The organism is Chloroflexota bacterium (assembly GCA_014360905.1).
Taxonomy (GTDB): domain Bacteria; phylum Chloroflexota; class Anaerolineae; order UBA2200; family UBA2200; genus JACIWX01.
On record JACIWW010000026.1, the window covers coordinates 1 to 24,151 of the forward strand.

Here is a 24,151-nt window from a genome sequence, read left to right on the forward strand (position 1 = left end):
CAGCCTCTGCCAATAGCTGCGCTTTGATCTCTGCACGGGTGCGTTTCATCTTAGATTCCTTTCTCTTGAGCTTCGATTCTTCCCTACATTATGCCCCAAATTTGCCCCCAAATTGAAATACACCCCTCTGCCCGATATGAATTCCATGCAGCCCGATTTGTCGGAAATGGACAGGCTATTGTACAATTGCAGCGCATGCAACCTGTGCCATTGCCAGGGAATAAACATCACGGGAGGAGACTACTAACGATGAAGGTACTCGTCTTTAATCCTCAACTGTGCGATGGCTGTCGCATCTGCGAGGAGACCTGCTCACAGACGTGGTTTAAGGAAACAAACGCAGAAAAATCAGCTATTCGCATCTCCCCATTAGAAGATCAGCCAGGCCGATATCAGGCAACCGTCTGCAACCAATGTGGTGAGTGCATAGATATTTGCCCTACGCTGGCTCTTACGCGGGACAGACACGGCATTGTGCGCGTCAATAAGAAGCGGTGTACTGGTTGCCTCTCTTGTGTCGGCTTTTGTCCAATCCTAGCTATGTACATACCCCCCGACTATGTCGTACCCTTCAAATGCGTTGCATGTGGTGAATGCGTCAAGGCATGCCCCACAGGAGCACTAGCCATAGAGGATTTACCTAAGGCGCCATTAACCGAAACAGAAAAACGAATGAAGGTGGTGGCATTATGAAAGCTACAGATAAGAAGCAAGTCGTGCTGGAAATCCTGGCAGAGTATCGCTACACCCCTCCGAAGGTAGAACGAGGCTATGCAAACCAGACGCTCTATGTCAATGTGTCGGATAACACTATCGCGGCAAAGCCCGTAGATGAAAAAATGAAACACACCTTTGTTGGCGGACGCGGATTTGGGCTATGGCTGCTCTGGAATGCGGTGCGGGGAACCACCAAGTGGAACGACCCAGATAACGAAGTGATCCTCTCCTCAGGCCCTATAGGCGGGACGACTGTTTATCCAGGATCAGGCAAATCCATTGCCGTTAGCTTGTCACCGCTCACGGGCACAGTAATGGATAGCAATGTGGGCGGACACTTTGGTCCCTTGCTCAAATTCTCAGGTTGGGACGCGATCGAGGTGCAGGGCAAAGCAGATAGAGAAGTAATTGTCTTCGTGGATGGCAACAAAGGCGTGGTACAGATCATAGCTGCTCCCGAACTGGCTGATGACAGCTATGCCTTGCCCGAGCAACTCCTGGATCTCTTTGCCGAGACCGACGAGGAACGAATCGGCATTTCTTCCGTCTCTACAGGCCCAGGTGCCCAACATACGCTGATGGGTTGTCTGAACGTGAGCTTCTACGATCCACGGCGCAAGTTCGTCCGCCTCAAGCAAGCCGGACGTGGTGGCATCGGCACCGTCTTTCGCCATAAGAAGATCAAAGCCCTGGTAGTAAAGTACATCGGGGTGAAGGGAGATTCGAATGGTCCGGCTAGCTGGGCCGAATTGACCGAAGTGGGCAAACGGATGCACCGCGAGATCTATGAACAAGATCCCATCATGAACGACATGCGCGGTAACGGCACGCCCTATCTAGTCAGCATCATGAACGAATTTGATTTGCTGCCGGTACACAATTTCCGCTATGGTTCGCACCCGGAGGCCAGCAATCTCTACCACACGGAATTCAGGAAACACTATAGCCTAGGCATCCCGGATGGTTGCTGGTATGGCTGTACACTGGCTTGCTCAAAATGCGTGGAGCGTTTTCAGCTACGCACCGGACCATATAAAGGCCAGTGGGTGCATGTAGATGGTCCGGAATACGAGACCATCGCTGGCGTTGGTTCGAATTGCGGCATCTTCGACCCATACGCCGTGCTGGAAATAAATTTTTACTGCGACACATACGGCATTGACACCATTTCCTTCGGCACGGCGATGGCTTTCTGCATGGAATGCTACGAGACAGGCATTCTCAACAAAGAAAGAACGAATGGGTTGGAACTGCGCTTTGGCAATGCAGAGGCCATGCTGGAAGCTCTGCACCAGATGGGTCGTGGCGAAGGCTTTGGCACTGTTGTGGGGCAAGGTGTGCGTCGCATGAAGCAGTTTTTTGCCGAAAAGTACGGCGCTGATCCCGCATTCTTGCAGGACATTGGCATGGAGTGCAAGGGGCTGGAATACTCGGAATACGTATCAAAGGAATCCGTAGCGCAGCAAGGAGGCTACGGCCTGGCCAACAAGGGGCCACAACATGACGAGGCCTGGCTCATCTTCATGGATGCCGTGACCAAGCAAATACCTACCTTCGAAGACAAGGCCGAGGCGTTACACTACTTCCCCATGTTCCGCACCTGGTTCAGCCTCAATGGCTTGTGCAAGCTACCCTGGAACGACGTAGAACCCGCGGATAACAAGAGGAAATATCCGCCGCGTATTGCAGCCAGAGTCCCTGAGCACGTGCACAACTATATCGAGCTATTCACTGCGGTGACTGGTCGCGAAGACATCAAAGAGCCAGAAGACTTGGTGCTGATGTCAGAAAGAGTCTACAATTTCCAGCGTATCTTCAACCTCAAGATGGGGTTTGGCACGCGGGAACACGATGCTATTCCTTACCGCTCGATGGGACCAGTCACGATCGAGGAGTATGAATCCCGCGCCGAACGCTATGATCAGCAACTGCGCGAGATTGGCTTCGATCCAGAAGCTAAGAGCACTAAGGAAAAGCTTGCCGCTCTGCGCCGGCACCGTGAACAACGCTACGAGTCGCTGATCGATGCAGTGTACAAACGCCGTGGCTGGAACTCGCAAGGCATCCCTACTCTGGAGACAGTAAAACGCCTGGGCATCGACTATCCTGATGTTGTGGCTTTGCTGAAGGAGCACCTCCAATGAGCGAGGCTGCTCTTCCTACAGTTGGTGCCACTGCAAAGACAGCACTGCCCATGAGAGAGCAAGAGTCTCTGCATTGGCGCCAGTGAACCCATATTCCAACCAAAGAACGTCCATGTCCAGAATTGCGGTTGCTTTGTTGCTACTTGTTATTTTGATCGCTGGTTGTGCGCTCAGCACTTCGACTCCTTTGCCTATTCCCACTTATACTCTTGCTCCCAGTGCAACCGCGACGGCTACTCCAATCCCGCCTACGCCTACCCCTGCTCCCTTGCGTATTTGGCTGGATCCAGCCGTGCCCGTCGCCATACGGGATGAGATTGCCGAAGCACTCACTCTCCCATCGAGTACGGGTCAAGAGAGACACAGTATCATCATCGGTTCCTCTGCAGAAGAAGCAGATTTGCGCGTGGGACTGAACCTCCCGATTACGCTGGCTCATTGGGTCTATGCGGTCGTGGCCCCGTTTCCAACGCTGGCAGACGGTGTGCGGTGGACCGACATAGAACGCTTCTGGGCGGGGGAACCTGACGCTCTAGCAGCGATCTCCAATAGCGAGACATCCCCTACCCTTTTCGTCTCGCCTGAGACGTTGGGGGTGCTTCATGCTCTGCTTGGGCCATCGAGTGCTAAGGTGCCCATCACGGTGACCGACGCCTCTGACCTGCTCGATGCGGCTTGGGCTGCCCGCCCCTATGCCTGGGCCATCGTGCCTTTCCACGAACTGGAGCCACGTTGGAAAGTGCTCACCGTGGACGAGGCAAGCGTACTCGACAAACAGCTCGATGTAGAGCACTATCCCCTGTCCGTGTCCATCGGTGTAGAAGGCGATGGAGCCGCAGAACTGGCCATGGCAATGCTCCAAGATGGAAAGCCTCTCACTAACCGCGCCACGGAGCGCATGACTGTGCTGGTGATGACCGGCGTAACTGCATTGGTACGCGGTATCGCACACCGCATGGAACTCAATGGTATCCTCTATCCCGCCGAAAAGATTGGCACAGTGCTCCGGGAGGCTGACCTCACCCACATCAGCAATGAGGTCCCTTTTACCGAAAATTGTCCAACGCCCGATCCGCAACAGAAATCGCTGGCCTTTTGCAGTGCGCCGCGCTATATCGAGCTCTTACGTGCTGTTGGTACGGACGTGGTTGAGTTGACCGGCAATCATGTAAAAGACTATGGCTCGGAGGCGCTGCTGTCCACGCTGGAAATATTGCGCAAGGAAGGATGGCCTTACTTCGGCGGTGGAGAAAATTTGGAAGACGCCCGCAAGCCACTGGTGATCGAACACAATGGTAACCGCTTCGCATTCATTGGCTGCAATCCTGTTGGCCCTGAGTATGCCTGGGCCACTGCAGATAGCCCTGGGGCAGCGCCATGTGATATGGATTACCTGCATACTAAGATTGCGACGCTAAAGGCCAAGGTGGACGTACCTATTGTAACCTTGCAGTACTGGGAATTCTACCAATATGAACCCACACCGCAACAGCAAGATGACTTTCGCAGCATGGTAGATGCGGGGGCTGTGATTGTCAGCGGAAGCCAGGCCCACCATCCCCAGGCCATCGAATTCTACAAAGGCAGTTTTATCCACTACGGCTTGGGCAACCTCTTCTTTGACCAGATGTGGTCACTTGGCACACGGCAAGAGGTGGTAGACCGACATGTAATCTACAATGGACGCCATATTGCAACAGAGCTGCTCACCTTCATGCTGGAAGACTACAGCCAGCCACGACCAATGACCAAGCAAGAGCGAAGGGCATTGCTCCAGGCTGTGTTCAAAGCCAGTGGGTGGTAAGGAAGCCGAGTGACGTGACAGGCTGCCTGGAAAAAGCAATGACAGGAATCACCCTCGCGGCTGCTGCTGGGTAATGCAGTGAATGTTGCCTCCACCTAGAAGGATCTCGCGTGAAGATACCCCGACCACTTTACGCGTGGGGAAAAGTTCTTGTAATCCCCGTAGCGCCTCCTCATCGTGAGGGTCATTAAAGGTGGGCACAATAACGCCATCATTGGCAATGTAGAAGTTGATGTACGACGCTGGCAAGCGGTCCCCCGCTTTGCGGCAGCGCGTGCCTTCCACAAAGTCAATGCCTTTGCTCTCTTCCTGGGTCACATACAGCGGCCCGGGCTGATGGATCTTGTGAATTTGCAGCCTACGGCCTTTGGCATCTGTAGCTGCCCTCAATCGTTCGTAGGCATCGCATGAGATCTCGTACTGTGGATCCGATCGGTCATCGGTCCAGGTAAGCGCTACCATACCTGGGCGAATGAAACAGCACAAGTTATCCACATGACCGCTAGTTTCGTCACCACAGACACCCCTGCCCAACCAGATAATCTTCTCAACACCAAGGTATCTCCGTAGATTTTCCTCAATCTCTTCTTTCTTCATGTGCGGGTTGCGGTTGGGATTTAACAGACATTCTTCTGTAGTCAGCAGCGTGCCTTCGCCATCTACGTGGATAGAACCACCTTCCAGCACCATGGGAGCCTTGTAGCGTTCTACTCGCTCGATTTCCAGCACTTTGCGCGCAACCAGCTCATCCTGATCCCAAGGGAAATAGGCACCGCCGTTCAGACCACCCCAAGCGTTGAACTCCCAGTCAACGCCTCGAACCTCGCCCTTATCATTCACGACAAAGGTAGGTCCACAGTCGCGCATCCAGCAATCGTTGTAAGATATCTCGACGACACGGATATGGCCAGGTAGAATACAGCGTGCATGAAGGAATTGTTTCGATGAGACTCCCACGGTTACCAGTTCATATTGGGCAATCGCTATGGCTACAGCGGCGAAAGCACGCTGTGCGGGCTTGGCACCTAATCTCCAGACATCTGGTCGCTCTGGCCATAGCATCCAACAACCAGCGTGCATCTCGAACTCGGCTGGCATGCGGAAACCGTCTTCTCTTGGCGTGCTGGCAAGGGTTACAGACACAGCCTGCTCCTTCGCGATCCCATCATTCAAAACAAGTCTGGTGCAGGCTTTAACTATTCCGATCTATTGTCGCTCTCGCGGCAAGCGCTTCTGCACCTGCGGCATGAGCCATGACAGAAAAGCATCTGAGCTGCGCGTCTGCATCAACATTCTGCCTGGCCCTGTTAGGTCCGCTACCAGACCCTCACCGCTGAAGAGGGTGGATTTCAGGCCACCTACTGTACGCACCTGGAAGCCTACATCTGCTCCGAAAGCAACAAGGTGACCTGTATCCACAGTGTACTTTTCGCCGTGACCGAGATTGCGCTCGTGGATTGCCCCATAACTGGACAAAATCAACGTTCCTGAGCCACTGCACTTGAGCAGGAACAACCCTTCGCTGGCAAAGAAGGTCTTTGCACCACCCCATTTGGTATCAATCTCGATGCCGGCCGAGGATGCGACATAGGAACCGGATTGCACCAGCAGTGTCTCATCCTTTAGCTCTAGCACCGCCATATCTCCGGGCAGAGGCGGCGCCAGCATGATTTCCCCACCAGAAGCTGGTGCCTTGTACTCGTTCACGAAAAAGCTCTCGCCACCCAACACGCTGCGCTTAAGCGAAGCAAAAAGTCCACCCGCTGCTTTCGTTTCCAAAGTCATCCCTGGTGACATCCCGACCATGGAGCCAGCCTCCACGCGAATTGTCTCGTTTGGTTCCAAGTGGGCAATGGCAATCGAATATGACGGTTGATATTTGATTTCTACTTTCACTCTGTTTTCCTTTCTGAATTGGTAAATTGTTCAGCGACTCATAATTTGGCTTCTACGTCCTGCAGAATCTTTTCCTTCAGTTCTGCTTTACCCTCTAAGAGCGCATTCAGCCGCGCGCGTTCCTGCTGCACAAACGCTTCGTCTTTGATACTACCCAGGTTGATCAGCACGTTGAGTGCAGCAGCGCGCAGCGCTGCTTCAGCCATCAACGCTCCTACGCCCACATCGCTGACGGCACGCACATTGCCTTTTTCTGCGCTTTCGGGACAGAGGCTCAGGATCTCAACGCAGACTTCTGCCAGCTCCATCGGCACGGCAGTGGCAGCCTTCAACGCCTTTTGGATGGCTGCGTTGCGCGTTGTCTTCTCCTCTTCCGTATCACGGGGCATTTTGTAGGCACGTGATACCTCGGTATACGCAGCTACATCGCTCTCCAATAACTCCAGGCATTTGTGGCGGAGTTCCTCGGAACGCTTCAGGATACGATGAATGTCATCCTGGACATGGGCATAGTCCTTCTTACCTACAGTCAGGTTAGCTACCATACTCACCAACGCCGCTCCAATAGCTGCGGCTAGTGCTGCCGCGCTGCCCCCGCCGGGGGCTGGAGCCGAACTGGCAAGTTCATCAAGAAAGACACGAACGGATTTTTCGCTGAGCATTTTGACCTCCTTTGTCTAGTGTTCGTCGTCTATGAATAACAAGCCTATCTCTGCCCTATTCTACAATCAAACTGATTTGCGAGACCAAGCTTTCATAACTCCAGCCTGAAGCGTACACGCGTATCCACAGTATACGGCGAGGGGCAATAGGTAAGACGTCAAGTAGATTCTCCGATTCATAGAAATACCATTTGTTCTGGGGTATCTCCTGACCATTCATGGTAGGGTTGTTGTTTTCGTTCTGGTAGTAAAAGCCGCGAATCCATTCGTTCTCACTGAGATACATGTCACGGTATCGGATGCGTATCATCAAGGGATATTCGGAACTGAGATAGCCCCCACCGGACAGACTTTGATGGACCAATTTGATGGTTGCACGCACTTTGAGTGTAGTCAAGGGATCGGGCAAGTCCCGGTTGAGCTCCTGTTCGATAATTGTTTCGCAGTGATTATACTCACCGCCGATGCGATAGAAGCGAACCGCACGACGCCCTTCGTCCACAACAAGCGACCACGTGCCATCCACTTCACCGCCATCCCCGCCCTGATCGTTGAATGCGGTCCAACCAGTGCTCAACGGGGCTGTAAAGTCGCCATTGATGAGCAAATCGCGCTCTGCCTTTAGTGGTGCCAGTGGAGGTTGGCCAATTTCCACAACCGTGCGCTGCCGCGAACTAAGCGTTACTTTGGCTGCTTCACTTGACGTTGACAGCGAAGCTGCTGCAACCTCTGCCATACCGCGATGCACGATGACTTCTGTGCGCTCGTTGCTCACTTCTATGGCATAGCCACCGTCTTCGGCGAGCAATGTATGCGCCTGCAAGCTTTCCACGCGGAATTCTACGGGCGAAGAACCGCGGAGCACTGTGTTTGCCCACAGCCTTCCCCCTTTGGCATAGACGATGATTTGTGCGGCGCGTGGGCTTGCACTGAAACGAGGCATCCGCATACGCTGTAGAGCGATGCTAGAGCGTGGGAAAAGACGCACAAACGATTGATCGAAGAAAGTGACCACGGCCTGGGCGTTTTCATCTACACTGACCACCGTGCCTTCCGGTACGGAGATCGTTTCACCTTTCAGCACAGGTTTTGCTGTAGCGTGGCGGGGATCTTCCACGACGGCTGTACCTTCGAGGCAGGTCACTTTGGCTTCGTATGCTCTAGTGGCATGGGTGAGGTACCAGCGGATGCTCAAAGGGATGGAGACAGTCAAGGTACAGAAGAGCGCGAAGGCGATCCACAGGACTGTCCAGGCTAAGCGTTCGGGGTTGCGACGCATTAGAATTGTACCTCAAACTGCCTGAATTCGCCCCGTGGTTTCTCCCATTCGAACTCGACTCGTTCCACTTCAGCAGAAGGTGGCCCTATGTGCAACCAGGACAGCAGTTGGTCTACTGCCTCGCGTTCGCCTTCTGCTACCACCTCGACTGTGCCATCCCAACGGTTCCGCACGAAGCCGGTTAGTCCCAGCGCTTGGGCTTTGCGTATGGTATAGTAGCGGAAATTCACACCCTGAACCAGGCCGTATACCTTGGCATGCAGTCGCACTATATCAGGCATATTCATCCTCTCACAACTGGTGAGGATTATAGCAAAGTTGCAGCTTCTTGCCAAAAGGGGTACAAGATCCAAGATACAGGACTTTTTCAATGTCTTTCTATGTCCACAGGAAAATCAATCTAGCTTGTCGGTCATCGAGTCGGTGCAAACCAGATTCCTGGGCCAGGCGAACTGCTTCAGCGTACTCATCCGATGTGATGCGGCGGTTCAGTTCCGGATATTCATGTGCTTTGTAGCAGGGGCGGTATTGATCCATGAGATTGAGATAGGTGTTCAGAGAAATTTCCTCGGCCAAAAAACGCACGATTTCCGCTGTTCCTGCTAATCCCCCAGGTAGCACCAGATGGCGTACCAGCAGACCACGCAAGGCGATGCCCCGCTCATCCAGATGCAGGTCTCCAACCTGCCGATGCATTTCGGCAACAGCAGCACGGTTGATAGCTGGATAGTCCTTGACCTTTGAAAGACGTTGTGCAGTGGCTTCATCGGAGTATTTCATATCAGGCATGTAGATATCGAACACACCATCCAGTAAGGCCAACGTTTTGAGCGAATCGTAACCACCTGTGTTATAGACTAATGGTACATGCAACCCAGCCTGAGCAGCAATTAGCACGCCTGCCAAAATCTGCGGCACGACATGCGTGGGTGAAACAAAGTTGATATTGTGGCACCCCATTTCCTGCAAGTGTAGCATCATTGCTGCCAATTGCTCTGGTTCGACTTCGCGGCCCTCGCCGAGTTGACTGATCTCATAGTTCTGGCAGTACTGGCATTTTAGATTGCACCAAGCGAAGAAAATGGTGCCAGAACCCCTCATTCCAACCAGGGGTGCCTCCTCGCCAAAGTGCGGGTTATAGCTGGAAACGAGAGCACGCTCTCCAGTGCGGCAAACAGCGCCTTTAGGGCTTTCCCGCCGGTTGATGCCGCACTCACGGGGGCAAATGTCACAGGCTTCCAAGCGACGATATGCCTCCATGACACGCTTTTTCAATTCTCCGCTGCGCAGTAGCCGCAGATAGGCAGGCTCGAAACCCATGGCTAACTCCCGAACGAACACGAGTTGGCTATTTTATATCTGCTCGCGACCCACGCCTCCAATTGAGATCACCAATTGACCAGAACTTTTTGTCGTTGGTATTGTTTATCCCAATAATACACGATTTTATGGCGCTGACCGTATTCGTATAATTGCTTTGTTATCTCCACATCATGCTGACAGTAGTCAAGCACCTTGTCAATCAGACCTTGGCGATACCACCGTATGGCCTGCAATCCGTCGGCAGACTTCTGAACTCCCAGTGTAGCAGTCGCAACGGATTGGAGTGAAGGGCGAAAGCCTAGCCGGTGCGCCAGGTGCTCCATCATATCCACAGTGGTCAACTCTGCGAAAGGCTCATTACTGTAAGCGCGAAGCACCTCATAGTCAAACTCCAGGATGTTATAACCTACTACTAAGTCGGCGGATTTGAGCTCTTGGATGAGTTCTTGGACCTGGTCCTCCGTGTAACGATGATAGGCAGCCAGCGCAGTGTTATAGGTTACTGCAGCAGCCATGCCTAGACTTCTTATGTTAGATCGTCCACCAACTTCGTCAATCGTGCGTTGTGTTTCGAGATCAAAATAAACAATGTAAATTGGTTAACCTCCATAGATACGTACGCGTCAAAATGAAAGCAGGACATCTACCAAAAGGTATGATACGGGAATAGAGTACAGGATGCAAATGTTACATGCTGTGTGTTGCATATCTTGTCTACAGAGGCTATATCTAGGCAAGCGGCAGGCCCAAAGAGGCTTAGCTCAGCTTCTTATAAAACACAATGAGGTCGTCGCCTGGACAATAGAAATCGGGGACTCGGGCGCTGCTCGTGTAGCCCATGCGCTTATAGAATCTGCGTGCGGGCCTGTACTGTGGCGTACTACTGGTCTCAAGGATCAAAAGCCGGGCGCCAGACGCCCGGAGATGCCTCTCTGTCCAATCAAGGAGTGCATGTCCGACTCCCTGCCGTTGGGCAGTTTTGTTAACCGCAATCCAGTAAAGGTCATAAGTACCCACCGTCAGTGGCGTGGGGCCAAAGCAGACATAGCCAAGGAGACAATCTGTTTGGTCATAAGCGCCCACGAAGGTATAGTCGCGCTGTCCGGATTTGTACAGATACACTTGTAAAAGTTCATCTATGCATGCCACTTCTTCCGGGGTGAATACCCCCACTTCTTGCGAAATGGCTAGGATGGCTTCACGATCTTGTTCTTCTACTAGACGAATAGTGAACAAAGAGGTCCTCCATGACAAACGAAAGTATTTTCAGAATCATGTGTGCATAATCAAAGCCCGCGGCAAGAGCGGCACGCGCAAAGCCAGCATCCGGTGCCAGCGAAGGGTTGGGATTCACTTCGAGTACATATACTTGTTCGTTGCGCACACGCATGTCTACACGTCCATATCCGCACCGTCCGCCTACGGCTTGCCATGCGAGCAGAGCCGTGTCTCGAATGCTTTGGGCTAATTCGTCCGATACGATAGCTGGGCAAATGACCGGGGTGTGCGTATACTCGAATGATGTTTCCTCCCATTTGGCGGCAAAGGAGACGATACGCTTTTCGGGACTGCCCAAAGCGCTCAGGTCCACTTCAGCCAGAGGCAGCACTTGAGGCGGATTGCCCCATATGGATATGTTGAACTCTCGACCATCAATGAATGTTTCTACCAGCACGTGCTGATGGTAGCGCTGGATGAGGTAAGCCACTCTAGCCCGCAGGGCTGATAGATCGTTCACTACCGCATTCTCATCAATGCCAAGGCTGCTGTCCTCGGCCACGGGCTTGACGATGACAGGAAAGGTCAAGCCTTCTACACTGCTTGCCGATACTTCATCCGGATGGGCAAAGACACACCAAGGAGGAGTGAGCACTCCGTGCCGTTGTAAGGTACGCTTGGCCTCCGCCTTGTTCAGAGCGAGACCTAATGTGTGACCATCAGCGCCGGTGAAGCGATAACCTAGTTCCTGCAAAGTGAAAGCAGCACGAGCTTCTTCGTCCCAAAAGCGCTCGCCTTCTACCTCTGCGGGGCTATCCAGGCCCTCAAAGAGATTGAATACCACATAGTCATCAGGTGGATATGCAGCTAACTTCCTTTCGACATGATGGGCAACGGGGAGCAAATGAACTTCCAGTTGAGTGTGTTGTTGGAGCACTTTAGCAACCGCCTGGGCAGTGGCAATAGTTTCCAGGTCAGCCAGGATGTCTTTTGAGCTATCCTCGGGTAACTTGTCTGCCGCACTATACAGGATGACAATGCCTCGAGGCAGGCTTAGGGCACGAGCCGAGGGCGACGCAGGGTCCTGTATTAAGCCTGGTTCACCTGGTCCGTTTGATGAGGAGGGCACAAGAGCAGAAAGCTTCTTGCCAGGGTTCCCCTGCTCGAGGGGAGGCTCTGTTTCTATGCTCTGCGCTATCAAGGAGCACGCCATGGCGGCTTCACAGGCCTTTCCTTTCGCATTTCGTGGACAAGTATAATGGCCATGGCTGGTTAGATACTGTAGTATAGGTGTAAGAGGTGCATATTTTCGGTGAAATTTTGGTGCAAAAATGCACTCGCTATTTCCTATCTATCATTTATTGTTGACCTTCCGCTTCTTTCAACTTATAATGGCAAACGTACAGGTGGGACAGAAATGGGCAAGATCAAGGAACCGCCGCCAGTCAAATTGATTGCCAGTATATTTACTGCAGATGAGACTCTGCTGGCTGTAGCCAGAGGGGCTCTGGTCAACCGCTTTGGGCCTATTGACTACCAGAGCGAATTATTGCCCTTCAACCACACTTCCTACTACGCCCGCGAGTTTGGCGAAGGATTGGTGCGCCAGATCATCGCTTTCACCGAACTAATCCCGCCAGATCGATTGGCGGAGATCAAACGTATCACCAACGATCTGGAAATGACCTGGGTCGTGGATGGGCGACGCCGTGTGAATGTGGATCCTGGCTATGTCTCATTGGGCAAGCTCGTGCTGGCTACCACAAAAGACTACTCACATCGTATCTATCTGGGGCAGGGCATTTATGCGGAAGTAACCCTGCAGTACCGGCACGGTGCTTTCCAGGCCTGGGAGTGGACCTATCCAGATTATGCCAGCCAACGCTATATCCAGATTTTCACAGAGATTCGGCGCATCTATGCCGCACAATTGCGCCAAGCTAAGAGCTCATGAAGCGTACAGAGTCGTTGGTTTGTAGGTCGTGGGGTTACGATCCTACAATTTTGGCCGTGGCAGCAGTCCCGCTAGCTCCAGAATCTGCGGCACAGCCTCTTCCCATTCGATGGCCATGACATGCACACCAGCGACGCCTGGAATTTCGCGTATCTCAGAGATGATGTCGGCACACTGCTTGATACCTTCTTGGCGCACTTGATCCTTCGGCACGCCCTTCAGACGGGCTACAATCTCTTCAGGCACATCCATGCCAGGTACGCTGGTCTGCATATAGCGTGCCATACCAACGCTTTTGATAGGGCCTACCCCCGCTAAAATGTAGCACTTTTCATGCAAGCCCAGATCACAGACTCGTTTCATGAATTCTCTGAACTTGGCCACGTTGTAAATGAGCTGTGTCTGGATAAAGTCGGCTCCTGCTGCTATTTTCTTGGCCAATCGGTAGGGTCGGTATTCAAATGGATCGGCAAAGGGATTTTCTGCTGCGCCGATGAAGAAGCGGGGCTCGACATCCATTTCTTCACCGCAGGCGAACTTTTTCTCATCGCGCATGATTTTGACTAGGTGGATCAACTGTATGGAATCCAGATCGTACACTCCACGCGCCGTGGGATGGTTGCCGAAGCGCTGATGGTCGCCCGTTAAGCAAAGCAGGTTCTTCACGCCATGGGCAGCAGCCCCCAACAAATCCGATTGAATCGCCAAACGGTTACGATCGCGGCAAGTCATTTGGATGGTAGGTTCCAGCCCCAATTGCAGGAGCATGATGCCTACCGCAATGCTCGACATGCGCACAATGGCCGTCTGGTTATCGGTAATGTTGACCGCATCCACATAACCCTTGAGCAAGCCGGCTTTGTGGCGGATCACTTCTGGGTTGGCACTCTTGGGAGGGCCTAATTCACCCGTAGCGGCAAAGTAGCCGCTAGTGAGCACTTTCTCGAGATTGCTGCCAACTTTCATAGTTTCAGATCCTCCCTAACAATCTTGCGCGGGCCACCGTCATAATCCTTCGACCAGTCCTTATACGGTATCAGGGTGGCCAGGCGGTCAAGTTGTCCCAATCGTGCTAGGCGATCATAGATGAGCTGCCAGGCGCAGTCAAGCTCTGAATTGACCTCGCACTTGCCATTCTGTGAACCACCACAGGGGCCATTGAGCAGATTCTTGGCACAGCGTGCGATGGGGCACACACCACCCGTTAGACCTAAGATGCAGTCACCACAGGCACGGCAACGTTCAACCAGGACACCATGCTCTACAGCCATGCCCAGGAAGGTGGTGTTCACACCGGGCAGGATCACCTTATCGGGATAGCGCTCTGCCAGGGCTTGCACGCCAATGCCACAAGCGAGAGAAAGGACGGCATCGGCTTGCTGAATCTGGTCAGCGACGGCGTCAATAAACTCCCATTCGCATTGGCGCTGCACGGTTGCTTCGGCAAAGATCTTGTCCTGACCCTCCATGGCTGAAGCAATACGCAGACTGGAAGCCAGCAATCCAACTTCTTTCTCGCCACCAGCGAAACTGATAGTAACGCATGTGCCGCAGCCGAGGATCAGGATCTTGTGGTACGAAGCAATCAATGCCTTGATCTCGGCGATGGGTTTTTGTTGTGCTTTGATCATATTAGCCTCTCCTCACAGGGCTGGGCCCCAGTTCTTTGACCTTCGTTGCCAGCGTGTCGACAATGTCCACCATGTTGGCGCATTGGGCTGGGGACATATGGAACATTTCCAACCGTGCGCTACCCAGGCCAATTTCGTCCAGCAATGCTTTCACATAGGCCACACGCTTTGCAGCATGTACATTGCCTTTGTCATTGTGGCATTCACCCTCCAGGCAGCCCGCCACAAACACTCCATCAGCGCCAAACTCGAAAGCTTTCACTAAGTACAATGCATCCACTTTCCCCGTGCACAGCACGTCAATGATTTTGACGTTCGTGGGCAAGCTGGTTTTGACAATGTTAGCATCCTCACCCGCATAGGCGCAGTAACGGCAGGCAAAGCCCACAATCGCTGGCGCACCATTGTACCTTGCACTATATACCGCATCGCGGATTTCTCTGATCATGTCTTCATCAGAATAGAGCTTCATCGAAATAGCTTTTGCTGGGCACTCTGTTGCGCAGATGCCACAGGCCTGACACTGATCTACCGGCACATTGGCGGTGCCCCGTGCCAGTACAGGCACTTCGTAGGGACAGACGCGGACACAAGTGAGGCAGGCAATGCACTTGTTCTCCTCCACTCGCGCGCCTGCACCACAGGTAAGGCAGCGATGAGCAGCGCGTATGGCCTGCGTTTCGGTATAGCCTAGGTATACTTCATCAAAGGTAAATTTGCGCTGCCCAGCATCTAGTATGGGCATCCCTTCGCGCTTGAGGTGGCGGATATGCGAGATGGTCTTTTCCTGTAGATCGTTCAGTTTCTGTGGTTCAGGAGGTTGCACGGAAGCTGGATCAAGGCCACGGAGGTAGGCATCTATGGAGCGGGCGGCGCGATGGCCAGCAGCGATGGCATCAATGATGAAGCCCACGCCAGTGACTGCATCCCCACCAGCAAAGACGCCTGGTCTGGTAGTAGCCAAAGTGACTGGGTTGACCTGAATGGTGCGCCGTGGTGTCTGGGCAATGGAACCATCTTGCGGCAGAAAGCTGAGGTCAGGCCCTTGGCCAATCGCAAATATGACCAAGTCCGCAGGAAGGGCGTGTTCCGTTTCTGGGAATTCATCCATGTCTGGCGCACCAGTTGGCAAAAAGCCGCGGAAATTCACTTTCACGCAACGCACACCCTTGACCTTGCCATTCTCGGCAACGATCTCCTTGAACGTGCGATCGTGGAACATCTGCACACCCTCTTCCAACGCTTCCTCGATTTCCCAGGGATGTGCCGGCTGTGTCGTGCAGCTTTCCAGGCAAGTCATAGAGACTTCGGCTGCGCCCAGGCGCAATGCAGTCCGTGCTACATCTATGGCTACATTGCCTCCACCCAGCACCAATACATGGCGCCCACTGAGGTCAATTTTCTCGCCCAAAGCTACTCGCCGCAGAAACTCGGTATTCAACCAGACATCGGGTAGGTCCGCGTTGGGAATGCGTAGCTTGCGGCCGACATGTGATCCCACGGCGAGGAACACTGCCTTGTAGCCGTCTGAGAGCAAGGCGTCTATATCTGTAATGCGCTGGTTAGTGACAAACTCAACGCCCAGCTCTTTGAGTGGTGCTACCTCAAGATCGATGGTCTCGCGCGGCAAGCGATACAGGGGAATGCCGTATTGCATCATGCCGCCAAGTTTTGGGTATGCTTCAAAGACGGTTACCTTGTAGCCCATGCGTGCCAGGTCATGGGCAGCAGTCAGGCCACCTGGACCTGAGCCTACGATCGCTACCTTTTCCTCCTTTGGCTCCGCGACAGTCAGCCCTGGTGCATGACCTTTGCTCAGGTCATGTTGCTCCGTAGCAAAGCGCTTCAACGCACAGATGGCGACAGGCTCGTCTACGTCACCGCGTCTGCATTCGGTCTCACATGGATGAGCGCATACCTTGCCACAAATGTAAGGCAAGGGATTAGGTTCGCGCGCCAACCGATAGGCCTCTTCAAAATCCCCGCGCGCGATGGCGTGGATATAGCCCCGTACGTCGGTGTGTGCTGGACAGGCAGCCTGGCATGGTGGAAGCGGTTCTACAAGCGAGATGGGTTGGTCGCTCTTGTTGCTCATACTCGGCTATCCTTTCTATCTTGGGGCGATATGTTGATCTGGCTGCTTAAGCAGCGAACAGCCAACGACATTGTACACAGCTTTGACTCCTTTGGCAAATAGTGCAAAAAAGCACAAATAGCAAAAATTGAAAGGAAAGCGGTCGTGCCTGGGGAATCCGGTGATAATAGGTCTGGAAAGGGGCAGTATTCATAGGCACCTATCTATATTTAAAGAGGAGCCTCGCAGTTCACAGCTCACTGTGTTATGCCTGGTTCCATCAGCGGTATTTCTTTTGGTTTTCCAGGTGTTCCTCAAACGTCTCGGCAAAAGCGTGTGTGCCATCGCCTTTGGCATGGAAGAAGAGGTATTTGGTATCAGCGGGGTTCAGCACTGCTTCGATGGAAGCCAACCCTGGGCTGCAAATTGGACCTGGGGGCAGGCCAGGATGGATGAAGGTATTGAACGGTGATTCTATGGCGCGCAGTTCTTCCAAAGACAGGTGAGGCCACCAACTCCCTGTTTGTGGATCATAGCCTTTAGCATATTGCACGGTGGGATCGGCTTCCAAGTAGATTCCCCGACGCAATCGGTTGAGGTACACGCTGGCGATAATAGGTCGCTCTTCAGGGACTACGGCTTCGCGTTCGACAATAGAAGCCAACGTGAGAACCTGGAACACAGTCAGTCCTTGATCGAGGGCTTGCTGGCGCATCTCCAACGTGATCCGTCGATCAAAGTTCTGCAACATGAGGTCAATCAAGGCCGTGGTAGTGATGTTAACCGGGAACTCGTAAGTATCAGGGAAGAGGAACCCTTCCAAAGTCTTAGGGGCACTTGCTGGCCGGTCGCGCAGGAAATCGTAGTGAAAGGCATCGTCGCGCACGAGACGGATAAATTCCTCCTGATCCACTAGACCCTCTACAGCCAGCAAGTGTGCGATTTCTTCGGCGCGTAGCCCCTCACGGATGGTCACTCTTTTGGCGCGCAGACGCCCGTGTTGTAGTTGGCTTACTACTTCGGGCATGGACATGTTGCGTCTCAGCAGGTAATCTCCTGCTTCGAGCTGTGCATCTACACCCCAATAGCGCAGCAAAAGTCGGAACAGCTCGGCATCGCGGATAATCCCCGAGCGTTCCAAACGCAACGCGACAGTGGTTCCGTTTTCGCCAGGTTGAATGGAGAATGGGACAGGGGTGTCATCCGCACTAAGAGGGGATTCGATTTCATCCCGACGCAGGTTCAGATAGATACCCAACAGGGTCTTTTCCAGCGAGGTCAAGTCTACTTGCGTGCCTGGTTGCAATGCCGTAGTACGCATCTGACGGACAAAAAACCAGACCATGCCTGCTGCAATGCTCAGGATAAGACTCACTCCAAGCAGGAAAAGCACAATCCGTATCAACGTGCGCTTGCTGCCTCCCAAATGGCTCCTCCTTTTTCAGAATGACTAACGGCAAACCAAGATAGAGTTATCCACCATGTCCATCGGTCACTGCCTCGCTGCATCTAGATAGCTTTGCAGGATTACAGCCGCTGCTAGGGCATCAATCCGCTCGCGCGGCACGCTTTTGCCTGTTTCGTGGATGAGACGCTCAGCCTGCGCCGTGGACAAGCGTTCATCCCACAAAATGACAGGCACCTGCAGACGGGCACGCAGTTGTGCTACAAATCTATCTACACGTTTGGCTTGTGGGCCAATGGTGCCATTCAAACTGCGTGGATAGCCTACAATTACCTGATCTACCTGGTGTGCACGCACCAATTCTTCGATGGCCGCGAGCACGGCCTCGATGTTTTTACATTTTAACACAGTCAGCGGTGTAGCTAGCCAACCGAGGACATCGCTTAGTGCGACGCCAATACGCTTCTCGCCCAGGTCCAAGGCCAGTATGCGCATGGTTTATCTTATGCTGATCCGCACACGGATGCGCGCTGCCCACCATGGCAGTCGCTGGAACAGACTATTGCTTAGCTGAATATGTGGTGTTGAGCTGAGTTTGAACTGATGCATAAGATACTCCTTAGCCGCCTCGATGGTCTTGCCAGCGATGGCGGTACTGACATCCTTAGCTTCAATGGCTGGTGCCATCCTGGCCTTTGCACTCATGCTAAACCGTGCTTTTTCTGGGGTAGCCTCAATCAGGTCACCCTGTTCAAAAGTAGCACTATCGTCAAGCAGGCAATAGCCGGGCTTCATACGTTGCTCCAGAAGGCGCAATAACAATTTTTCTCCGTGCGCACGGTCAACAGCCAGGCCGGTTACTCTCACTTTCATTCTCATTCCCAGCTCATCGGCCATGTCACCCACTTTGTGGTCGAATTCCTGGTCCAAGATCGCAATGCTCAAAGAATCAGGAGGAATGAACTCACTCTTGCTAAGAGCAGCGGTTAGCTCGCTGTAAGCTTCTTCCTGCAAGCGTTTCATCAGTTTAGCGCGTAGATGATCTTGATCCTCGCTGGCTACTACGGACATCCGTCGCAGAGTTCCACCGCTGGTGCGTGCATCGTTCAGCACATCCGCTTGTGCTGCCAACTCCCCCTCGATGACATTGATTCTGAGTGCAGGCACGTTGCCTATTGGACCGGGCTCTGCTGCCAGGATACCCACGCGCACTGTAGCAAATAACTCACCAGGGAGCCAGGCATCAGCCACTGTGTAAAAGCGCACATTCTCGCCAGAGCTAGTGCGCACTACCGTGCCCTTGGTGATCGTCACTGGAATGGTGGTTCTATTGGCAAACACAACAGTCCCTTGCGCGTGTGCGTCCGGGACATCACGTCTGTCCGTGGTGGCAATTTTATCGCTGCCCTCGCGTTCGACGGAAACTAGGCGTGCGGGCACTTCTGCCAAACCGTAGTTAATATCCTTCAATCCGGCCACGCCGACGATCTCCATAGAGGCTTCTACCGCTTCGCTGACTGGTGTAAGGGTAACCGTAGCGCTGGGCAAGACAAACAGCAAGAACAGCGCCAAGGTCAGGAAGGACAACACGCTTACCAAAATACCGACATAAACCCGAGAATCTTTTCGTCGGACAGCCCTGATAGGCACCTGTCGGGCTGGCTGGGGAAGTGTTGTAACTGGGCTAGGTCGTGGTGGCAAGCCCTCCAGCCGGCGTCGGCGGCGTTCGTATAGGTGCAGGTTAGCTTTCTGGGCCTTCTCGATGGAGGGCAGCAGGATAAATCCAGCTTGCCTGGCCATGACATGGGTGCCTCTGTCCTCTATAACTAGAGCGATGCGCAAAGCTAGATTGTCAGCCCAGCGACGCAGTACCCTGAGGTTAACCTCGTTCCGCTCCAATGCTTCACAACCTCTGGGTACAAAGAGCACTACCTCCTGGTCTGTAGCCCGCTCCAGGAGGTTACGAATGACTGTGATATTCTCATCGCCTTGAAGCTCAATGATTTGCATGAACGCCTACGCGCGAAGCGGTTCTTCCGTGTTACTTTTGCTCTAACTTCTCTCTGACTTTGTGTTCCACCAGAGCCAGAGCTTCCCTCAGCTTGACAGCATCACCACCCCCGGCCTGCCCTATCTCGGGGCGTCCGCCACCGCTGCCCCCCATGGCTTTGGCGACTTCACCTACGAGCTTGCCAGCATGCAGCCCTCGCTTTACCAATTCGGGCGTTACGGCAGCTACCAGGCTAGGGTGATTTTCGATGATGGTTCCTAGTACGATCACTGAACCTGCGGCTTCTTGGCCCATGCGCTCCGCATATTGGCGCAGACCTTCCCGTGAAAGGTCAATCATTTCCCGCAGTTGCTCGACACTGTCGGCCTCCACCTGTGCAGCCAACACGTGCACACCGCCAATATCTTTTACTTGCTCCAAGAGGCGTGCTGCATTCACTCGAGCTATCTGACTGCGTAATTGTGCGATCTCTCGTTGCTGTTCGTGCAATTGCTCCATTAGTTCTCTGGATTTTCGCACCACTTCACCGGGTCGGCATTGCAAGATAGCAGCCACTTGGGCAAGTGCATCTAGCTGCTGCTGCACCCAGGCTTCGGCGCCGCGCCCGGTTACAGCCTCGATGCGACGCAATCCTGCACCGACGCTGGATTCACTGAGGATGCGGAAAAAGCCAATTTGGCCAGTTCGGTGCAGATGTGTGCCCCCGCAGAGTTCGCGACTATAGCCATCTCCCACGCTGATCAGTCGTACGGTATCGCCGTATTTCTCGCCAAAGAGGGCCATCGCTCCGCTGGCCCGTGCCTGCTCAAAGGTGGTAACCCTTCCAACTACGGGCAGATCTGCGCGGATAGCCGCATTGACCTCACGCTCTATCTGGCGCAATTCCTCATGGGTGACTGGTTGCAGATGAGTGAAATCAAAGCGGAGGCGGTCTGGTGCTACGAGTGAGCCAGCTTGTAGTGCGTGTTCTCCCAACACTTTCTGCAGTGCACGATGCAGCAGGTGCGTGGCTGTGTGATTGCGGGCAATATCTAGGCGCCGCTCTTCATCCACCTGGGCTTCAACCTGCTCTCCTACAGCGACAATGCCTTCCACCACCTGGCCATAGTGCACCGTCAATTCAGGCAGGGGGTGGCGTGTATCTTGCACCTGGATGCGACCACGAGGTCCAATGATAATGCCTGTATCCCCGACCTGACCGCCACTCTCACCGTAGAAAGGAGTGCGATCCAATACCACCTGTACCTGCTGTCCTGGGCCAACCTCATCTTGCATCTGGCCATCCCTGACCAACGCTAGGACTTGAGCTGGGCATTTGGTCGTGTCATAGCCAACAAACTGGGTTGCTGGCAAGCCCATGTTACGGTACAACTCTTCTTCCTGCCCCATTTCGAAGCGCTGCGCTGCCCGTGCGCGCTCGCGCTGAGCTTCCAACGCGGCGCGGAAGCCTGCTTCATCCACGGTCAAGTTATGCTCTTTGGCGACATCCCGGGTCAAATCTAGCGGGAAACCATAAGTGTCGTAGAGACGGAAGGCCTTATCGCCAGGAATGATGGTTTGATTGGCCTTCTTGAGGCCAGCGATAATCTGGTCCAACAAGTTCATGCCTACATCCAACGTCTGCAGGAAACGCTCTTCCTCCAAGGTCGTGGCTTCCAGAATGAACTCGCGCCGCTGAATCAACTCACTATAGTACTCGCCCATGAGGTCTATCACTACTTTGAGTACCTCGGCCATGAAGGGTTGTGTAAAGCCCAACAACCTGCCGTGACGCGCAGCACGGCGCAAGATCAGGCGCAGCACATAGTTGCGTCCTTCGTTGCCTGGCAGCATGCCATCGGCAATAAGAAAAGCAATCGCTCGAGCGTGGTCAGCGATGACACGGTACGAAACGATCTGCTCCTCACGTTGGGCATCGCTGTGTCCGAGCAACTCTTGCGTGCGTTGGATAATCGGCCAAAACAGGTCCGTTTCATAGTTGCTGTTTGCACCTTGTAAGACTGCAGTAATGCGTTCCATGCCCATGCCTGTGTCAATGCTGGGTTTAGGAAGCGGGCGTGTAATCCCATCTGCAGTGGTTTCGAACTGCATGAAGACGAGATTCCACAGTTCCCACCAACGTTCGCATTCGATGGTCAGATTACAATCGGAGCGGCCACAGGTACAATGTTCTGGACCTCGATCATAGACGATCTCCGAGCAAGGACCGTTCGGGCCGGTGTCGCCCATGGCCCAGAAGTTGTCTTTCTTACCCATACGGGTAATGCGCGAGGCAGGCACTCCAGCCACTTCCTGCCACAATTCAAAAGCTTCATCATCCTCGAGATAGATAGTGGGATAAAGGCGGTTTTTGTCCAGCCCCAAGACCCCGGTCAGGAACTCCCAGGCATAGGCAATGGCTTCACGCTTGAAATAGTCACCAAAGGAGAAATTGCCCAGCATTTCGAAAAAGGTGTGATGGCGCGGCGAGGGGCCTACATTCTCCAAATCGTTGTGCTTACCGCTCACACGCATGCACTTTTGCGCCGTTGCAGCCCGTGTATAGGATCGCTTTTCCACCCCCAGAAAGATATCCTTGAATTGCACCATGCCCGCATTGGTAAAGAGCAGGGTTGGGTCATTTGCCGGGATAAGAGACGAGCTGGGCACGATCGTGTGATCTCTATCCTGGAAATAGGAAAGAAAAGTGCGACGGATTTCAGCACTGGTTATCATCAGAAATACTCCTAGGCGGTCTTTTCCATATCCCAGTCCACCAGCGGCTGTGGCCGCTTACGTTCACGGATGGTCTGGGCATCCACAATGACTTGTTTGATGTCATGGCGTGAAGGAATTTCGTACATGATTTCGAGCAGCGTTTCCTCGATAATAGAACGCAAGCCACGTGCACCCATGCGGTAGCGATAAGCTTCGCGCGCGGTCTCGCGCAATGCATCTTCAGTGAAGACGAGATCAACGCCATCGAGAGCAAAGAGTTTTTGAAACTGTTTGATAATCGAATTCTTGGGTTGCGTGAGGATAGCCATTAGCATGTCCTCGTCCAACGGATCCACGCTGACCACTACCGGCAAACGGCCAACGAATTCAGGTATCAGACCATATTCCAGTAAATCATCCGAAATGACATGCTTGAGCAGTTCCGTGCGCGTCCACTCGGCCCTCTCCCGGGCAGAGCCTTTAAAGCCCAAGGAGCGATGCGAGCCCAATCGCTTGGCCGTGATTTTTTCCAGCCCTTCAAAAGCGCCACCGCAGATGAACAAGATGTCGGTCGTATCAAGCTGGATGAACTCCTGATGCGGGTGTTTGCGCCCGCCCTGTGGGGGCACATTGGCTACTGTCCCCTCTAGAATTTTTAGCAACCCTTGTTGTACCCCTTCCCCAGAGACATCTCGGGTGATGGAGGGGCTATCCCCGCTCTTGCGGGCGATTTTGTCTATCTCATCAATATAGACAATGCCCTTGGCGGCACTCTCCAGGTTGCCGTCAGCAGCCTGGATGAGGCGCAGAAGGATGTTCTCTACATCCTCCCCCACGTAACCGGCCTCTGTCAGCGAGGTAGCATCAGCCATGGCAAAAGGCACGTTCAATATCTTAGCCAGCGTCTGGGCTAATAGCGTCTTGCCACAGCCAGTAGGGCCAATAAGCAGGATATTGCTTTTCTGTAGCTCCACGTCATCTGCTTCCTGCTTGGACATAGTGCGCTTGAAATGATTGTACACAGCCACAGACAGCACTTTCTTAGCCCGGTCTTGTCCTACCACGTACTCGTTCAGGCACTGGTAGATTTCCATTGGCGGAGGGATCCTCTTCCCCTCCATCTTCCTCACTGGCCTGCTCGGTATCAACTCCTGCTCCAGGATCTCTTGGCATATCTGTACGCATTCATCGCAGATATACACATTTCCCGGGCCGGCAATCAAATGCTGCACTTCGTATTGGGGCCGGTTGCAAAAAGAACAGTGTTGGATTAGAGGCTCTCTGCGCATCGTTAGCTTTCCCTCGCTGATGCTCCGTAATCACGGCTAGCTGCGTG

General features: G+C 53.4%; 21 protein-coding genes. 4 read left to right on the forward strand and 17 right to left on the reverse strand.

The window, feature by feature from the left end; translation table 11 throughout:
- The first annotated feature begins 249 nt into the window (after nucleotides 1–249).
- The 3 genes from H5T67_10450 (at nucleotide 250) to H5T67_10460 (ending at nucleotide 4,665) form a co-directional block, all read left to right on the forward strand.
- Nucleotides 250–693 carry a 4Fe-4S binding protein gene (locus H5T67_10450; GenBank protein ID MBC7245733.1) on the forward strand — a complete coding sequence of 148 codons (444 nt, stop codon included), beginning with the start codon at nucleotides 250–252 and terminating at the stop codon, nucleotides 691–693.
- The gene (locus tag H5T67_10455; GenBank protein MBC7245734.1) at nucleotides 690–2,861 is read left to right on the forward strand and encodes an aldehyde:ferredoxin oxidoreductase; all 2,172 of its coding nucleotides are present in this window, start codon (nucleotides 690–692) and stop codon (nucleotides 2,859–2,861) included. The genes H5T67_10450 and H5T67_10455 overlap by 4 nt, the downstream gene beginning before the upstream one ends.
- 112 nt (nucleotides 2,862–2,973) lie before the next feature.
- Nucleotides 2,974–4,665, forward strand: coding sequence for a CapA family protein (locus H5T67_10460; protein ID MBC7245735.1), 1,692 nt, complete (start codon nucleotides 2,974–2,976; stop codon nucleotides 4,663–4,665).
- A gap of 48 nt (nucleotides 4,666–4,713) precedes the next feature.
- On the opposite strand, the gene aguA is transcribed toward H5T67_10460, so the two are convergent.
- The 9 genes from aguA to H5T67_10505 all read right to left on the reverse strand — a co-directional run bounded on the left by aguA (nucleotide 4,714) and on the right by H5T67_10505 (nucleotide 12,172).
- The gene (aguA, locus tag H5T67_10465; GenBank protein MBC7245736.1) at nucleotides 4,714–5,808 is read right to left on the reverse strand and encodes an agmatine deiminase; all 1,095 of its coding nucleotides are present in this window, start codon (nucleotides 5,806–5,808) and stop codon (nucleotides 4,714–4,716) included.
- Between the two features lie 63 nt (nucleotides 5,809–5,871).
- Nucleotides 5,872–6,561 carry a TIGR00266 family protein gene (locus H5T67_10470; GenBank protein MBC7245737.1) on the reverse strand — a complete coding sequence of 230 codons (690 nt, stop codon included), beginning with the start codon at nucleotides 6,559–6,561 and terminating at the stop codon, nucleotides 5,872–5,874.
- Between the two features lie 38 nt (nucleotides 6,562–6,599).
- Nucleotides 6,600–7,223 (reverse strand): cyclodeaminase/cyclohydrolase family protein, encoded by a 624-nt coding sequence (locus tag H5T67_10475; GenBank protein ID MBC7245738.1) that lies wholly within the window; start codon nucleotides 7,221–7,223, stop codon nucleotides 6,600–6,602.
- Nucleotides 7,224–7,278: 55 nt separating this feature from the next.
- Nucleotides 7,279–8,502, reverse strand: a complete 1,224-nt coding sequence (locus H5T67_10480; protein MBC7245739.1) for a hypothetical protein — start codon at nucleotides 8,500–8,502, stop codon at nucleotides 7,279–7,281.
- Nucleotides 8,502–8,783, reverse strand: a complete 282-nt coding sequence (gene yccX / locus H5T67_10485; protein ID MBC7245740.1) for an acylphosphatase — start codon at nucleotides 8,781–8,783, stop codon at nucleotides 8,502–8,504. The genes H5T67_10480 and yccX overlap by 1 nt, the downstream gene beginning before the upstream one ends.
- A gap of 97 nt (nucleotides 8,784–8,880) precedes the next feature.
- Entirely contained in the window at nucleotides 8,881–9,822 is a 942-nt protein-coding gene (locus H5T67_10490) for a radical SAM protein (protein ID MBC7245741.1), read from the reverse strand.
- Nucleotides 9,823–9,890: 68 nt separating this feature from the next.
- On the reverse strand, nucleotides 9,891–10,421 hold the full coding sequence (locus H5T67_10495; protein MBC7245742.1) for a ribonuclease H-like domain-containing protein: 531 nt from the start codon (nucleotides 10,419–10,421) through the stop codon (nucleotides 9,891–9,893).
- Nucleotides 10,422–10,581: 160 nt separating this feature from the next.
- Entirely contained in the window at nucleotides 10,582–10,941 is a 360-nt protein-coding gene (locus H5T67_10500) for a GNAT family N-acetyltransferase (GenBank protein MBC7245743.1), read from the reverse strand.
- Between the two features lie 82 nt (nucleotides 10,942–11,023).
- Nucleotides 11,024–12,172: an ATP-grasp domain-containing protein gene (locus tag H5T67_10505; protein ID MBC7245744.1), complete on the reverse strand. Its 1,149-nt coding sequence runs from the start codon at nucleotides 12,170–12,172 to the stop codon at nucleotides 11,024–11,026.
- A gap of 288 nt (nucleotides 12,173–12,460) precedes the next feature.
- On the opposite strand from H5T67_10505, the gene H5T67_10510 reads away from it, so the two are divergent.
- Nucleotides 12,461–12,997, forward strand: a complete 537-nt coding sequence (locus tag H5T67_10510; protein ID MBC7245745.1) for a DUF4416 family protein — start codon at nucleotides 12,461–12,463, stop codon at nucleotides 12,995–12,997.
- A 42-nt stretch (nucleotides 12,998–13,039) separates the two neighbouring features.
- On the opposite strand, the gene H5T67_10515 is transcribed toward H5T67_10510, so the two are convergent.
- From H5T67_10515 to clpX, 8 genes are all read right to left on the reverse strand, one after another.
- Entirely contained in the window at nucleotides 13,040–13,963 is a 924-nt protein-coding gene (locus tag H5T67_10515) for a methylenetetrahydrofolate reductase (protein ID MBC7245746.1), read from the reverse strand.
- Nucleotides 13,960–14,628 (reverse strand): methylenetetrahydrofolate reductase C-terminal domain-containing protein, encoded by a 669-nt coding sequence (locus H5T67_10520; GenBank protein MBC7245747.1) that lies wholly within the window; start codon nucleotides 14,626–14,628, stop codon nucleotides 13,960–13,962. Before H5T67_10520 ends, H5T67_10515 begins: the two co-directional genes overlap by 4 nt.
- A 1-nt stretch (nucleotide 14,629) precedes the next feature.
- Entirely contained in the window at nucleotides 14,630–16,723 is a 2,094-nt protein-coding gene (locus H5T67_10525; protein ID MBC7245748.1) for a hydrogenase iron-sulfur subunit, read from the reverse strand.
- Nucleotides 16,724–16,982: 259 nt separating this feature from the next.
- Nucleotides 16,983–18,128, reverse strand: a complete 1,146-nt coding sequence (gene mltG, locus H5T67_10530; protein ID MBC7245749.1) for an endolytic transglycosylase MltG — start codon at nucleotides 18,126–18,128, stop codon at nucleotides 16,983–16,985.
- Between the two features lie 66 nt (nucleotides 18,129–18,194).
- Nucleotides 18,195–18,602, reverse strand: coding sequence for a Holliday junction resolvase RuvX (gene ruvX / locus H5T67_10535; protein MBC7245750.1), 408 nt, complete (start codon nucleotides 18,600–18,602; stop codon nucleotides 18,195–18,197).
- A gap of 3 nt (nucleotides 18,603–18,605) precedes the next feature.
- Nucleotides 18,606–20,117: a baseplate J/gp47 family protein gene (locus tag H5T67_10540; GenBank protein MBC7245751.1), complete on the reverse strand. Its 1,512-nt coding sequence runs from the start codon at nucleotides 20,115–20,117 to the stop codon at nucleotides 18,606–18,608.
- A gap of 31 nt (nucleotides 20,118–20,148) precedes the next feature.
- Nucleotides 20,149–22,833: an alanine--tRNA ligase gene (gene alaS, locus H5T67_10545; protein MBC7245752.1), complete on the reverse strand. Its 2,685-nt coding sequence runs from the start codon at nucleotides 22,831–22,833 to the stop codon at nucleotides 20,149–20,151.
- Nucleotides 22,834–22,844: 11 nt separating this feature from the next.
- Nucleotides 22,845–24,104, reverse strand: coding sequence for an ATP-dependent Clp protease ATP-binding subunit ClpX (gene clpX / locus H5T67_10550; protein ID MBC7245753.1), 1,260 nt, complete (start codon nucleotides 24,102–24,104; stop codon nucleotides 22,845–22,847).
- Between the last annotated feature and the right edge of the window lie 47 nt (nucleotides 24,105–24,151).

Coding starts and splice junctions, on each gene's coding strand:
- H5T67_10450 (MBC7245733.1), top strand. CDS start 250: ATGAAGGTACTCGTCTTTAATCCTCAACTGTGCGATGGCTGTCGCATC.
- H5T67_10460 (MBC7245735.1), top strand. CDS start 2,974: ATGTCCAGAATTGCGGTTGCTTTGTTGCTACTTGTTATTTTGATCGCT.
- yccX (MBC7245740.1), bottom strand. CDS start 8,783: ATGCCTGATATAGTGCGACTGCATGCCAAGGTATACGGCCTGGTTCAG.
- H5T67_10515 (MBC7245746.1), bottom strand. CDS start 13,963: ATGAAAGTTGGCAGCAATCTCGAGAAAGTGCTCACTAGCGGCTACTTT.
- H5T67_10510 (MBC7245745.1), top strand. CDS start 12,461: ATGGGCAAGATCAAGGAACCGCCGCCAGTCAAATTGATTGCCAGTATA.
- H5T67_10490 (MBC7245741.1), bottom strand. CDS start 9,822: ATGGGTTTCGAGCCTGCCTATCTGCGGCTACTGCGCAGCGGAGAATTG.
- ruvX (MBC7245750.1), bottom strand. CDS start 18,602: ATGCGCATACTGGCCTTGGACCTGGGCGAGAAGCGTATTGGCGTCGCA.
- H5T67_10520 (MBC7245747.1), bottom strand. CDS start 14,628: ATGATCAAAGCACAACAAAAACCCATCGCCGAGATCAAGGCATTGATT.
- H5T67_10455 (MBC7245734.1), top strand. CDS start 690: ATGAAAGCTACAGATAAGAAGCAAGTCGTGCTGGAAATCCTGGCAGAG.
- H5T67_10475 (MBC7245738.1), bottom strand. CDS start 7,223: ATGCTCAGCGAAAAATCCGTTCGTGTCTTTCTTGATGAACTTGCCAGT.
- H5T67_10540 (MBC7245751.1), bottom strand. CDS start 20,117: ATGCAAATCATTGAGCTTCAAGGCGATGAGAATATCACAGTCATTCGT.
- H5T67_10480 (MBC7245739.1), bottom strand. CDS start 8,502: ATGCGTCGCAACCCCGAACGCTTAGCCTGGACAGTCCTGTGGATCGCC.
- clpX (MBC7245753.1), bottom strand. CDS start 24,104: ATGCGCAGAGAGCCTCTAATCCAACACTGTTCTTTTTGCAACCGGCCC.
- alaS (MBC7245752.1), bottom strand. CDS start 22,833: ATGATAACCAGTGCTGAAATCCGTCGCACTTTTCTTTCCTATTTCCAG.
- H5T67_10525 (MBC7245748.1), bottom strand. CDS start 16,723: ATGAGCAACAAGAGCGACCAACCCATCTCGCTTGTAGAACCGCTTCCA.